The organism is Bradyrhizobium sp. CSA112 (assembly GCF_029051645.1).
Lineage (GTDB): Bacteria > Pseudomonadota > Alphaproteobacteria > Rhizobiales > Xanthobacteraceae > Bradyrhizobium.
In genome coordinates this window covers 38,204-52,148 of the sequence record NZ_JAACFS010000008.1, presented here as the reverse complement: position 1 = coordinate 52,148, position 13,945 = coordinate 38,204, and the positions used below count along the sequence as shown (strand labels likewise).

General features: G+C 63.9%; 10 protein-coding genes and 1 tRNA gene. 7 read left to right on the top strand and 4 right to left on the bottom strand.

What is annotated here, in order from left to right:
- The first annotated feature begins 540 nt into the window (after positions 1–540).
- Positions 541–858, top strand: coding sequence for an H-NS histone family protein (locus GWE18_RS16930; protein WP_275186837.1), 318 nt, complete (start codon positions 541–543; stop codon positions 856–858).
- Positions 859–983: 125 nt separating this feature from the next.
- On the opposite strand, the gene GWE18_RS16925 is transcribed toward GWE18_RS16930, so the two are convergent.
- Positions 984–1,292: a hypothetical protein gene (locus GWE18_RS16925; RefSeq protein WP_275186836.1), complete on the bottom strand. Its 309-nt coding sequence runs from the start codon at positions 1,290–1,292 to the stop codon at positions 984–986.
- Between the two features lie 92 nt (positions 1,293–1,384).
- Between GWE18_RS16925 and GWE18_RS16920 the strand changes: the two genes are divergently transcribed.
- Both GWE18_RS16920 and GWE18_RS16915 read left to right on the top strand, forming a co-directional pair.
- A complete protein-coding gene (locus GWE18_RS16920; RefSeq protein WP_275186835.1) occupies positions 1,385–1,783 on the top strand; it encodes a hypothetical protein in 399 nt (132 codons plus the stop codon).
- 399 nt (positions 1,784–2,182) lie between these two features.
- Positions 2,183–2,461, top strand: coding sequence for a hypothetical protein (locus GWE18_RS16915; RefSeq protein ID WP_275186834.1), 279 nt, complete (start codon positions 2,183–2,185; stop codon positions 2,459–2,461).
- A 53-nt stretch (positions 2,462–2,514) separates the two neighbouring features.
- On the opposite strand, the gene GWE18_RS16910 is transcribed toward GWE18_RS16915, so the two are convergent.
- The 3 genes from GWE18_RS16910 to GWE18_RS16900 form a co-directional block, all read right to left on the bottom strand.
- The gene (locus GWE18_RS16910; protein WP_057850778.1) at positions 2,515–2,772 is read right to left on the bottom strand and encodes a hypothetical protein; all 258 of its coding nucleotides are present in this window, start codon (positions 2,770–2,772) and stop codon (positions 2,515–2,517) included.
- 188 nt (positions 2,773–2,960) lie between these two features.
- Positions 2,961–3,443 (bottom strand): hypothetical protein, encoded by a 483-nt coding sequence (locus tag GWE18_RS16905; protein ID WP_275186833.1) that lies wholly within the window; start codon positions 3,441–3,443, stop codon positions 2,961–2,963.
- Positions 3,414–3,490, bottom strand: a tRNA-Arg gene (locus GWE18_RS16900). Before GWE18_RS16900 ends, GWE18_RS16905 begins: the two co-directional genes overlap by 30 nt.
- A 318-nt stretch (positions 3,491–3,808) precedes the next feature.
- Between GWE18_RS16900 and GWE18_RS16895 the strand changes: the two genes are divergently transcribed.
- The 4 genes from GWE18_RS16895 (at position 3,809) to GWE18_RS16880 (ending at position 13,914) form a co-directional block, all read left to right on the top strand.
- Entirely contained in the window at positions 3,809–9,019 is a 5,211-nt protein-coding gene (locus GWE18_RS16895; RefSeq protein ID WP_275186832.1) for an alpha-2-macroglobulin, read from the top strand.
- A gap of 65 nt (positions 9,020–9,084) precedes the next feature.
- Positions 9,085–11,244, top strand: a complete 2,160-nt coding sequence (gene pbpC / locus GWE18_RS16890; RefSeq protein ID WP_275186831.1) for a penicillin-binding protein 1C — start codon at positions 9,085–9,087, stop codon at positions 11,242–11,244.
- Between the two features lie 77 nt (positions 11,245–11,321).
- Positions 11,322–13,064: a glycosyltransferase family 39 protein gene (locus tag GWE18_RS16885; protein WP_275186830.1), complete on the top strand. Its 1,743-nt coding sequence runs from the start codon at positions 11,322–11,324 to the stop codon at positions 13,062–13,064.
- A gap of 55 nt (positions 13,065–13,119) precedes the next feature.
- Complete coding sequence (locus tag GWE18_RS16880) at positions 13,120–13,914, top strand: phosphatase PAP2 family protein (protein ID WP_275187002.1); 795 nt, start codon at positions 13,120–13,122, stop codon at positions 13,912–13,914.
- The last annotated feature ends 31 nt before the right edge of the window (positions 13,915–13,945 follow it).

The following is a 13,945-nucleotide window of genomic DNA, read 5'->3' as shown; positions in this document are numbered from 1 at the left end:
GCCAGCCAGTGCTTCACCGGACGATGACCTAGCGATTGCCGCGCCCCGGCAGGAGGACTAATTCAGCGACACCCGGAGATGGTTCTGGCTACGATGCGCGCAGGAGGTTCCGCCAGAAAGTTCTCGCGCGACTCAGGCGGAGGGCGATAGTGCGCCGAGTTGAAACCCGGATGATGTCGTTGCGCATCTGAATCGCGCTCTGCTTCGCCGCTGCCTTGCAGAAGCCGATCGAACGCGATTGCGATTAGGGAACCGTCAACGAGAGATCGTTAGCTTCGGATCATCAATCTATCACCAGTTGTGAGAGGAAAACTTGGGTGTCCCCCTTGAAACGAATTGCGTCATGGTTGCATTATCCAAAGAAGTCAACCGACTGGAACTTTGTAATCTAAAGAGTTCCATCGATTGGAACTTTTAAGGTGAAAGAGGCACTTTAGGTCTGAAAGAGGCACTTAAAGACGTACTTAATCAGCCTTATTCTTTCTGCTCACGTTTGCTAATAACGATGAAGGTGAAATCGAATCATGATTGGGGACGATCGTGAACCGTAATGACTTCAAATCGATGTCCACCGATGAGTTGTGGGCACTCCACGAAGAGATTGCTGCAAGGCTTGCAGCCATACTCGTCGCGGAGAAGCGGGTACTCGAAGATCGCTTGAAACAGCTTAAGGGTGTTGCTGAAGCTGAGCGTACTAAATCAGGGCGGCGCCCTTATCCGACCGTGGTTCCGAAATTCCGGAATCCAGATCGGCCGTCCGAAACTTGGGCGGGACGAGGAAAGACGCCTCGCTGGCTGGCTGCCAAACTGAAGTCCGGCAAGCGGATCGACGACTTCCGCATAAGGCACGTGGCATAAACAGACTGGTAGCCGTCCGGCTGCCCTCCAAGCTTGCGGCGTGCTTAACCGCTGCACGGCGCTAATGCGCGCGAGCTCCTCGTATTCGCGAACGCTTCCGCCCATGCCTGGAGAACGATCAGGCTTCAGATGCTGGCGTCGCGGTCTGTCTTTAACTTGCCTTGGAACTTGCCTTGGCGTGCATCCTGCTGCTCTGGATGGAGCCTGCCTTCGATGTCCGCCTCGAGCGCTCTGACAATTCCCATGCGCGCAAACAGCATGGGGCCGCGATCTTCGGCGGCATCAATGAGCATCTGGACAGCCAGCCGCCATTCCTGACGATCACGTTCCTTCTGAGGCAGGTTCCTGATGTAGTCGGCGGCGTCTCGCAGCGTTTGCGCGGGCGGCCCCTTCGGGAGTGGTACAGGCTGAGCGAACGGACGATCCCAGGACATGCTGAACTCCCGCTACAGGACCTTCGATCGACCCCAACGGGATGCGCCGGGACCGCAGACCCGGCTTGGGTAGCCTTTCGGTGAGGCCGAAAATGGACAACAAAATCACAGAATTCGACTCGGAGCCTCGCTATTCGTTCCATTCCCAAGGGGCGCGCTTGCCGCGTTTTTTCAGGTTCCTGGTACCTGCAGGCGTGTGTCTTGCAGGTGCGAAGTCGAAGCGCGGGGCGTCACGAATTGGCGCAGCGATTTTCGGGTTGACCTTGGCTGCACGTCGATCAGTTCAGAAACGCAACGCCGACGAAATCGCCTTGGCGCCAGATCACGCGGCATTCGCGAACGGTGTGAAAATTGTCGAAGGTCAATTCAAAATTCAGCGGCAGCAAGTTGAGGTCATGGAGCTCAATTCCGGCCCCGGAATTCGTGACGTCGTGAACCTGGCAGGTGAGGACACCTCGTTGCGCGTCAAAGAACAGCAACGCGCTTTTTGAGATCGTGGTCCTCGTAACAGATCGGCGTTCGATGTCCATCGGAGCCACCAATAGTTTACGCCAGGCCCTCGCGGGCAGAGGCTACCGAATTGCGCTCGGTCGGCAATCAGGTTCGGCCTTTTTCGTAAACAATCAATTTTAATGATCGCGGAAAGTCGCGTTCCAGGTGGGAGAATAGCCATCGGCCGGTTCCACCAGGATGTGCCCTCTAGTAGGCGTAGCGTTCCGCAACTCGCTTTGATTGTCGATACGTCGCCGCGTCTCGCGCGCCACCAGGCGCCGCCCTTGCCGTAGTTGCGGCTTCAACACAGCTTCGACTGTTCCGTGTGCGGAACTCACAATCAGACTTGATGCGTTGGCGAAAGCCGTGACCTCTCTAATACACAGAGGGGGAATCAGATGTACTCACGTTGGATGTGCGTGCTGGCGCTGTGTCTTGGGACATCGAGCGCCGGATTTGCCGGTGAACAGTCCGGGGTCTTGCGTCGAATTTCGTGCCCTGTAGTGCGCTACTACGTGGCGCAATACAGTGCATCCGCCGCCGAGCAGTGGGCGCGAGGCAAGGGCGCCAGTGATGCCGAGATCGAAGCGGCGCGGCGCTGCCTGAAGCCCGAAACGACCCGAACGGCCAAAGCTCCACCGAGGCGGCCGCTTGCGCTCGGCACCTATGGCTGGTGAATAGTAGGGCTGCCGGGACGCTGCGAGGCTGCTCCAGAGGGTACCCCCGCATTTCAGACTTCCCAGTCCTCAAATCCGTATTCGCGATAGATGGCGGCGCGATCGGTGAGGGGATTCAGTCGGCATTTCGCCTGGGCCAGATGCAGGTTGAGGGTCCCGGGCTGGCAATTGGCGGCCAACAATTTCCGGATATCGTCGATCTGCTGCCGCGATTGCTGGGTCGGTTCAAGCTGCTCAAGCGCGACTAGCGCCGTCGCCAGCGCTTCCGTCATGACCCACTCGTCGTGGCCGGTGATTCCCTTCTTTGGCATGACGACCCGCATCCTTCGTCAGGGCAACGGAGCAATTCCCGGCCGGCATCGTAAGCTCGCGTCCAAGTCGAGTCGAGAATAACGTCGAAATTGCGAATAGCGCGCCGTGGCTGGCCCTATATTTGGTGATCCCAACAGGATTCGAACCCGCAACCCGTGGCACAAGCAGCCCGGCCACGCATGACCGCTCAGTCCAGATTTTTGCGCTTTAGCTGCATTTGCATATCAAATTTGAGGTCATATTTCCTTCCATCCGCACATACGGCATCGTCAACCTCAAACTGCTGATCGCCTTCGTCCAGATCGAACTTGCCGCCAGAACATCCCTCAGCCTGAACCGCAGTGGCTAGCCTTGTGCGTTCGTCCTCGTAACCTGGCGATCGGCGAGCGCTGATACGGCCAGTATCGCTATCGACGCGATCAATCGCATGAGCAAATTCCTCCGGCGGGCGTGTTGAGCGGGCGCTTCGCGCTGACCAGTCGGCGCTAGGGCATTGCGCGGACCAACTCGTACAACTCGAATGCCAGCGACCAGCAAACGTTCCGAAATCCCAGAAACTCGCTACACCTTCCAACACGGAATTGGTTGTTGGAACGAAGCCGAAGCTGCAGGAAACCCTTATTGCATCGGCATAGGCGGTTGGCGATCCCAGCAGGATTCGAACCTGCAACCCACGGAGTAGAAATCCGTTACTCTATCCAGTTGAGCTATGGGACCGTCCGGGCGGTAGCCGCCCTGGGTATCCGCCTTATAGGCCTTCCTTATCTAGCACTGCCAATATGAAAAATCCGCTTTCCCGCCAAGACGGTCGAACCGATTTCCTCAAGTTCGCGACCAAGGCAGACGGTGGGCCGTTTCGCGTGGTCCGCCCCTGACACAAAGCCAGCCGCCGCCCGGGGGGTGGCCCGGACCGTTTGGACTGCCGACGCCATGCATGCGACCTTTTCGCAAGCCGATGTGACCGCCATCAGTCCGTCACCTTTTCGCGCCTTTTTTGACGTTACGCGGCCGTCGTCCGCGGCAAGGAGCCCCATCATGATCGGTTTGGTTCGCGCCACAGTGATTTGCGCCACGCTGGCGCTTGGCCTGACGGCGGCAGGGGCCGCGGACAAGGCGTTCAAGCGTGACGAACTCGCCGATTCGGCCGTGAAGCTGGAGGCCCAGATCAAGAGCGAGGCCGGGCCGGTCGCAAAATCCTCCGCGATGCTGCGGGCCGATGCCGACGCCGCTTTCAAGCGCTCGGACTTCCGCGTGGGCTTGCAGATCCTTGGGCAGATCGCCGCCACTACGCCCGAAGATAGTGCCAACTGGCTGCGGCTCGCCAAAACCATCTTCCAGATCCGTTCCGCCAGTTCCAGCGAACAGACATTCCTGTACGAGCGCGCCTCGACCGCGGCCTACATCGCCTATCAGCGCGCCGGCAACCAGGCCGAGGAGGCCGATACGCTGGCCGTGCTGGGCCGGGCAATGTCCGAGCGCAAGCTGTGGCGTCCGGCGCTGGATAGCTTGCGGCTGTCGCTTGACCTGCGCGAGGTCGCCGAGGTCCGCGGCCAGTACGAGAAAATGCGCGACCAGCACGGCTTCCGGCTCTTGGACTACACCGTCGATTCCGACGGGGCCTCGCCGCGGGCCTGCTTCCAGTTCTCAGAAGACCTCGCCAAGCGGGTCGATTTTGCGCCGTTCCTGGCGCTCGCCGGCACCGACAAGCCGGCGCTGACGAGCGAGGGCAAGCAGCTCTGCGTCGACGGGCTGAAGCACGGCGAGCGCTACAACATCAATCTGCGCGCCGGCCTGCCATCCACGGTGAAGGAGACCTTACCGAAATCGGCCGAGTTCAACATCTATGTCCGCGACCGCAAGCCGTTCGTGCGCTTCACGGGGCGCGCCTATGTGCTGCCGCGTACCGGCCAGCGCGGCATCCCGCTGGTCAGCGTCAATACGCCGTCGGTGAACGTCAACGTATTCCGGATCGGCGACCGCAATCTGATCAACACGGTGGTCGATAGCGATTTCCAGAAGACGCTCTCCAGCTACCAACTCTCCGATCTCGGCAACGAGCGCGGCGTAAAGGTCTGGTCCGGCGAACTCGCGACCGCCTCGACGCTGAACCAGGACGTCGTGACGGCTTTCCCGGTCGACCAGGCGCTCGGCGACCTGCAGCCGGGCGTGTATGTGATGACAGCCGCGGCCAAAGGCCCCGGCAGCGGCGACGATGACGGCTCGCTGGCGATGCAATGGTTCATTGTCTCCGACATGGGACTGACGGCGTTTTCCGGCAATGACGGCATTCATGTGTTTGTCAATTCGCTGGCCTCGACGGAAGCGGTCGCGAAAGTCGAGGTGCGGCTGGTCGCGCGCAACAACGAGATTTTGGCCACCCGCAAGACCGACGATACCGGCCACGTGCTGTTCGAGGTCGGGCTGGCGCGCGGCGAGGGAGGGCTGTCGCCGGCACTTTTGACTGTCACGAGCGAGAAGGCGGACTACGCCTTCCTCAGCCTGAAGACCAACGCCTTTGATCTCACCGACCGCGGCGTGTCCGGCCGCGTGGTACCTCCCGGAGCCGACGCGTTTGTTTATGCCGAGCGCGGCGTCTACCGGTCGAACGAGACGGTCTATCTGACGGCACTGCTGCGCGACGGGCAGGGCAACGCTTTGGCTGGCGGGCCGCTGACGCTGGTGATCGAGCGGCCGGACGGCGTCGAATTCCGCCGCGCCGTGCTGCCGGATCAGGGCGCGGGCGGACGCTCCATGGCCGTTGCGCTCAATTCGGCGGTGCCGACCGGGACCTGGCGGGTGCGGGCGTTCACCGACCCCAAGGGCTCGTCGATCGGCGAGACCACCTTCATGGTCGAGGATTACATCCCCGAACGGATCGAATTCGACGTCTCGGCCAACGAGAAGATGATCAAGGCTGAGGCTCCGGTTGAACTTAAGGTGGCCGGCAAATTCCTTTACGGCGCGCCCGCCTCGGGCCTGCAGCTCGAAGGCGACATGCTAGTCGCACCTGCTGCCTCTGGGCGGCCGGGCTATCCCGGTTACCAGTTCGGCGTGGCGGACGAGGAAACGGCCTCCAACGAGCGGACCCCGATCGAGAACCTGCCCGAGGCCGACGCCAACGGCGTTGCGACCTTCCCGGTGTCGCTCGCCAAGGCGCCGACCTCGACCCGTCCGCAGGAGGCGCAGATCTTCATCCGCATGGTGGAAACCGGCGGCCGCGCGGTCGAGCGCAAGCTGGTGCTCCCTGTCGCGCCGCAGGCAGCGCTGATCGGCATCAAGCCGCTATTCGCTGACAAGAGCGTCGCCGAGGGCGACAAGGCCGAGTTTGACGTCGTGTTCGTCAGCCCGGACGGCAAGCAACTGCCGCGCGATGGCCTGCGCTACGAACTCTTGAAGATGGAATCCCGGTACCAATGGTATCGCCAGAACTCGTCCTGGGAATACGAGCCGGTCAAATCGACCAAACGCGTCGCCGACGGCGACCTGACGCTGACATCAGATAAGGCGGCGCGGGTGTCGGTCTCGCCGGAGCCCGGCCGCTATCGCCTGGACGTCAAATCGACGGAAGCGGACGGTCCGGTGACGTCGGTGGAGTTCGACGTTGGCTGGTACTCCGACGGCAGCGCTGATACGCCGGACCTCTTGGAGACCTCGATCGACAAGCCGGATTATGTCTCCGGCGATACCATGGTGGTGTCGGTCAACGCGCGCACCGCCGGCAAGCTGACCGTCAACGTGCTTGGCGACCGGCTGCTGACGACGCAGACTGTCGACGTCAAGGAAGGTACCCAGCAGGTCAAGCTGACCGTCGGCAAGGACTGGGGCACGGGCGCCTATGTGCTGGCGACGCTGCGCCGGCCGCTCGACGCGGCGGCGCTGCGGATGCCGGGGCGGGCGATCGGCCTGAAATGGTTCGGCATCGACAAGAAGACGCGCACGCTTGAGGTCGCGCTGTCGCCGCCGCCTTTGGTGCGGCCCGGCACCAGCTTGAAGATTCCGGTCAAACTCGGCGGGCTCAACCCGGGCGAGGACGCCAAGATCGTGGTCGCTGCGGTCGATGTCGGCATTCTCAACCTGACCAACTACAAGCCGCCGGCGCCGGACGACTATTATCTCGGCCAGCGTCGCCTCACGGCTGAAATCCGCGACCTCTACGGACAGTTGATCGACGGCATGCAGGGCACGCGCGGCCAAATCCGGACCGGCGGCGATTCCGCCGGCGCCGAGATGCAGGGCTCACCGCCCACGCAAAAGCCGCTCGCGCTCTATTCCGGCATTGTCACGGTCGGGGCTGACGGCACAGCCGAGATCAGTTTTGACATTCCGGAATTCGCCGGCACCGCGCGGGTGATGGCGGTAGCGTGGAATGCGACCAAGCTCGGCCGGGCGACCATCGACGTTACCGTGCGCGATCCCGTCGTGCTCACGGCGACGCTGCCGCGCTTCCTGCTCAATGGCGACAAGGGCACGATGAGTTTCGACCTCGACAATGTCGAGGGCGCGCCCGGCGATTACAGCATCAGCGTGAAGACCTCGGGCCCGGTGAAAGTGACGGGCAATCCCACGACCACCGTGAAGCTGGCGGCCAAGCAGCGGACCTCGATGGCGCTGGCGCTCGACGCCGGCGGCGCCGGCACCGCCAATCTCGACGTCGACATCAAGGGCCCGAACGGGCTGACGCTGGCGCGGCACTATGCGCTCGACGTCAAGGCGGCGACGCAGGTGCTGGCGCGGCGATCGATCCGGACATTGGCAAAAGGCGAGAGCCTGACGCTGACTTCGGACATGTTCTCCGACCTCGTGTCGGGCACCGGCAGCGTGTCGCTGTCGGTCAGCCTCTCCACCGCACTCGATGCGGCGACCATTTTGAAGGCGCTGGATCGCTACCCCCACGGCTGTTCCGAGCAGATCACCAGCCGCGCGATGCCGCTGCTCTATGTCAACGATCTCGCGGCCGGCGCGCATCTGGCGATGGATACCGCGGTCGACCAGCGCATCAGGGACGCCATCGAACGCTTGCTGGCGCGGCAGGGCTCGAACGGTTCGTTCGGCCTGTGGTCGACGGGCGGCGACGACGCCTGGCTCGATGCCTACGTGACCGACTTCCTGACCCGCGCCCGCGAAAAGGGCTTTGCGGTGCCGGACGTGCTGTTCAAGAACGCGCTCGAGCGTATCAGGAACTCCGTGGTCAACGCTAACGAGCCGGAGAAGGACGGCGGCCGCGATCTGGCCTACGGTCTCTACGTGCTCGCCCGCAATGGCGCCGCGCCAATCGGCGACCTCCGCTATCTCGCCGACACCAAGCTGAACAACCTCGCGACTCCGATTGCGAAATCGCAGCTTGCGGCGGCGCTGGCCTTGGTCGGCGACAGGACGCGGGCGGAGCGGGTCTATGGCGCGGCGCTCGATGCGCTGGCGCCAAAACCCGTGCTCGAGTTCGGCCGCGTCGATTACGGCTCGGCGCTGCGCGATGCGGCCGCGCTCGTCTCGCTCGCCAGCGAAGGCAACGCGCCGCGGGCGACGCTGACGCAGGCCGTCCAGCGTGTCGAAGTCGCACGCGGGCTTTCGCCCTACACCTCAACGCAGGAGAATGCGTGGCTGGTGCTGGCCGCACGTGCGCTGTCGAAGGAAACGCTGGCGCTGGATATCGATGGATCGCCGGTCAAGGCCGCGGTCTATCGCAGCTACAAGGCCGAGGCGATGGCCGGCAAGCCGGTCAAGATCACCAACACCGGCGATGCCCCGCTGCAGGCGGTGGTCTCGGTCTCGGGTTCGCCGGTTACCCCGGAGCCTGCGGCCTCCAACGGCTTCAAGATCGAGCGCAATTACTTCACGCTCGACGGCAAGCCGGCCGACGTCACCAAGGCGAAACAGAACGACCGCTTCGCCGTGGTGCTGAAGATCACCGAGGCCAAGCCGGAATACGGGCACATCATGGTGGCCGACTATCTGCCGGCGGGCCTTGAGATCGACAACCCGCGTCTGGTGTCGTCGGGTGACTCTGGCACGCTGGACTGGATCGAGGACGGCGAGGAGCCGGAGCATACCGAGTTCCGCGACGACCGCTTCACTGCGGCGATCGATCGCGCCAGCGACGACAAGTCGGTGTTCACGGTGGCCTACATCGTGCGTGCAGTCTCGCCGGGCAAATACGTGCTGCCGCAGGCCTATGCCGAGGACATGTACAATCCCTCGCGCTACGGCCGCTCCGGCACCGGCTCGGTCGAGGTGCGTCCGGCGAAATGAGCGAGGCGGGCAACCATAGCTCTTCGTCATGCCCGGGCAAAAGCGCGAAGCGCGTCTTCGCGCAGATGTCGCGGGCATCCACGCCCCTTGGCGCAGACGGAGAAGACTTGGATGGCCGGGACAAGCCAGGCCATGACGGCATTGGCGGTGGGCGCCGCCGCTTTCTGGGGATCGCGGTGGCTCTGGCCTTCGTGCTCATAGTCGTCACCACCGCCTTCGCCGCCTGGGTCGACTCGCTCGGACCGCTGCCGCTGGAGCAGGCGCGCAAAGTCTCGACCACGATCGTCGACCGCAGCGGCAAGCTGTTGCGCGCCTATGCGATGGCCGACGGCCGCTGGCGGTTGCCGGTCGACGCCACGACCGCGGTCGATCCCACCTATCTGAAACTGCTGCTAGCGTATGAGGACCGCCGCTTCTGGTCGCATGGCGGCGTCGATCTGCTGGCGCTCGGGCGCGCGGCACTTCAGTTCGGTACTAGCGGCCACATTGTTTCCGGCGGCTCGACGATCACGATGCAGCTCGCGCGGCTGATGGAGCCGCGGCGCGAGCGCTCGGTCTATGCAAAGCTGCGCCAGATCGTGCGCGCGGTCCAGCTCGAGCGGCAGCTCAGCAAGGACGAAATCCTCGATCTCTATCTGGCGTTGGCGCCGTTCGGCGGCAATCTCGAAGGCATCCGCGCCGCATCCATAGCCTATTTCGGCAAGGAGCCGAAGCGGCTTTCGCTTGCGGAAGCCGCACTTCTGGTCGCGCTGCCGCAATCGCCGGAACGCCGCCGGCTCGACCGTTATCCAGAAGCAGCGCACACCGCACGCGACCGTGTGCTGGCGCGGATGGTCGAGGATGGCGTGGTGTCGCAAGAAGACGCGGCACAGGCGAAGGCGGCGGCGGTGCCGCGATTGCGCAAGCCGATGCCGATCCTGGCGCCGCATTCCTCCGACGCTGCGATGGCGACGGTGACGGACACGCCGCTGATCAAGCTGACGCTGGATTCGACGTTGCAGAAAACGCTGGAGGCGCTGGCGCGCGACCGCGCGGTGGCGCAGGGGCCGAACATTTCGGTCGCCATCATCGCCGTCGACAATGAAAGCGGCGATGTGCTGGCCCGTGTCGGCTCGTCGGATTATTTCGACGAGCGCCGCGCCGGACAGGTCGACATGACCCGCGCGGTGCGCTCGCCGGGATCGACGCTCAAGCCGTTCATCTACGGGCTCGCGTTCGAGGATGGCTTTGTGCATCCGGAAAGCCTGATCGACGACCGTCCGGTCCGCTTTGGCTCCTACGCGCCGGAAAATTTCGACATGACGTTTCAGGGCACGGTGCCGGTGCGCAAGGCGCTGCAGCTCTCCCTGAATGTGCCCGCGATAGCGCTGCTCGATCGCGTCGGCTCCAGCCGGCTGTCGTCGCGGCTGAAGCAGGCTGGCGGCAACTTCGTGCTGCCGAAAGACGAAGCGCCGGGCCTTGCGATGGGATTGGGCGGCGTCGGCATCAGCCTGCAGGATCTGGCGCAGCTCTACGCCGGGCTGGCGCGGCTTGGCGCGGCGCGGCCGCTCCGCGAGATCGTGCTCGCCAACGACGATCGCGAGCCGATGCGGCTGATGGACCAGGTCGCCGCCTGGCAGGTCGGCAACGTGCTGCTCGGAACACCGCCGCCGGAAAACGGCGTGCACAACAAGATCGCGTTCAAGACCGGCACCAGTTACGGCTATCGCGATGCGTGGTCGGTCGGTTTCGACGGCCGCGTTACCATTGGTGTGTGGGTTGGGCGTCCCGACGGCGCGCCGGTGCCGGGCCTGGTCGGCCGCACTGCCGCCGCGCCGATTCTGTTCGACGCCTTCGCCCGCACCGGCAAGATCCCGGCGGCGCTGCCCAAGGCGCCAAAGGGCGCGCTGATCGCCAGCAATGCCAAGCTGCCGTTGCCGCTCAGGCGCTTCCGTCCCGTCGGCGAGCTGATTCGGACCGGCAGCGAGCAGATGCCGCGTATCCAGTTTCCGCTGAACGGTTCCCGGATCGACGTTGACCGTTCGGGTAACGGGCAGGCCGCACCGATGCCGGTCAAGGTCGCCGGCGGCGTGCTGCCGCTGACCATCATGCTGAACGGCACCTCGGTCGGCGAGATCGACAGCCGTCGCCAGCGTCTGATCGATCCGCCGGGGCCGGGTTTTGCCCGGTTGACGGTGATCGATGCGACGGGGGCGGCCGACACCGTGGTGATCCGGGTACAGTGACGAAAAGCAGCCTAAAGACCACAGCTTAGGGGATTTGCGGTGTTGTTTGCACTGCGGTTTCATCGTATGCGAACAGCATGGTGGACACCTTGCACCCCCCACGCTTCGGATCGGGCCAACGGCCTGTAAAACCTGCGCATTCCGGCCGCAGGGTGGCCGCTGCGTTCGATTTTGCCACGGCGAACCATTTTCGCGCCATCGTGTTTCTGGTGCTCTGCGGTATCGTGCTTTTCCTGCCCGGATTCTTCAACATTCCGGCAATCGACCGCGACGAGGCGCGCTTTGCGCAGGCGACCAAGCAGATGGTCGAAAGCGGCGATTTCGTCGACATCCGCTTCCAGGACGACGTTCGCTACAAGAAGCCGGTCGGCATCTATTGGCTGCAGGCCGCCGTGGTCGAAACCGCCTCATCGCTCGGCCTGCCGCGGGCGCAGCTACGCATCTGGCTCTATCGGATTCCCTCCCTGATTGGGGCCATCGGCGCGGTTCTCCTGACCTACTGGGCGGCGCTCGCTTTCGTCACGCGACGCGGGGCGGCGCTCGCGGCGCTGATGATGTGCAGTTCTGTCCTGCTCGGCGCCGAAGCGCGGCTCGCGAAAACGGATGCGATGCTGCTTTTGACCGTTGTCGCTGCGATGGGGGCGATGGCGCGGGTGTATCTGTCCTGGCAGCGCGGCGAGGATCCGGCGCGTCCGCCCTGGGCCCCGCCGGCGATCTTCTGGACCGCCCTGGCCGGCGGCATCCTGCTCAAGGGGCCGTTGATCCTGATGTTCGTCGGGCTGACCATCGCGGCGCTCGCGATCCTCGACCGCTCGGCGGCTTGGCTGTGGCGGCTGCGCCCGGTGTGGGGGCTGATGTGGACGCTGGTGCTGGTGCTGCCATGGTTCGTCGCGATCTTCTGGCGCGCGGGCGAGGCATTCTTCTCCAATTCTCTCGGCGGCGACATGCTGAGCAAGCTCGGTGCGCAGGAATCCCATGGCGCGCCGCCCGGCCTCTATCTGCTGCTGTTCTGGGTGACGTTCTGGCCGGGTGCGGCGCTGGCGGGGATGGCCGCGCCGGCGGTGTGGCGCGCGCGGCGGGAGCCCGGCGCGCAATATCTGTTGGCCTGGCTGGTCCCGTCATGGATCGTGTTCGAGCTGGTGCTGACCAAGCTGCCGCATTACGTGCTGCCGCTCTATCCGGCGATTGCGATCCTCACCGCCGGCGCGCTGGAGCGCCGCGTGCTGTCGCGGTCCTGGCTGATGCGCGGTGCGGCATGGTGGTTTGTCGTTCCGGCGGGGGCATCCGTGATCGCCGTCATCGGCGCCATCAAGCTGACGCATTACCCCGCATTTCCGGCTTGGCCCTTCCTCGCGGCAGCGATGATCTTTGGCTTGATTGCCTGGTGGATGTTCGAGGATAGCCGCGCCGAGCGCTCGCTTCTGAACGCCGTGGTCGCAGCGATGTTTCTGGCGATCGGAATCTACGGCATCGTCTTGCCGTCGCTGACGACATTGTTTCCGAGCGCCGAGATCGCGCGTGCGCTTCGCAATGTGGTCTGCGTCGGGCCAAAGGCCGTCGCCGCAGGCTTTCACGAGCCCAGCCTGGTCTTCATGACCGGCACCAGTACCCTGCTCGCCGACGGATCGGGCGCTGCGGATTTTCTTGGGCAGGGCAGTTGCCGCTTTGCGCTGGTGGAATCGCGCACCGAACGCGCCTTCGTCCAGCGCGCCGAAGCCATCGGGCTGCGCTACAACGTAGCGAAGCGAATCGAGGGCTATAACATCTCGCAGGGCAAGGCGATCTCGATCGCCATCTTCCGCTCGGAAGGCACGGAGTAAGATGGCTGGGAAGGCCGTTGTTGTCGTCGACTCCAAAAGCTATTTCGCGCGCTTCATGACGCTAGGCTGGCTGTCGCTGGCGCAGCTCGTGCGCTCGCCGTCGCATTCGCGGCGTGCCGAGGCCGCACGACGGGCGGCGCGGCACATGTTGTGGCTGACGGCCGGTTTCGGCGCGGCGATCATCGTGCTGATGTACGCGATCGATGCGTGGGAAATCGGCCAGATGCCGAAGCGCGGCACGCCGTCGCTTTGGTGGGTACGCATTCTCACCGATTTCGGCAAGGACGAATATGTGCTGGCCGCACTGGCCGGGTTGCTGGTTGCGGTCGCGCTCGCTGCACCGGCCTTGCGGGGAATTCAGCGGTCGCTGCTGCTCGGTCTGGGGACGCGGCTGCAGTTCCTGTTCTGCGCGGTAGCGGTGTCTAGTCTCGTCACCGAAGTGCTGAAATATAGCATCGGCCGCGGCCGTCCGTTTGTCGGCGGCGAGGCCAACGCGTTCCACTTCTCGCACTTCGCAGGCAATCCGGCCTATTACAGCTTTCCTTCCGGCCATGCCACCACCGCATTTGCGCTCGCTTTCGCGGTGTCGGCCCTCTGGCCGAAGGCCCGGGTTGCGATGGCCGTCTATGCTCTCATCATTGCAGCGACCCGACTGGTGCTGGTCGCCCACCATCCGAGTGACGTGGTTGCCGGCGCGCTGGTCGGGATTATCGGTGCGATGTTCGTGCGCTACTGGTTTGCGGCCCGCAGGCTGGGGTTTGCGATCCAAAGCGACGGCAGCATTGTGTCCCTGGTCGGCCCCTCGTCCGGACGCCTCAAAAGGGTTGCCCGGGGCGCTTTCGCCCCATAAAAGCGGACGCCGCCAGCCGGCCCGATATGCC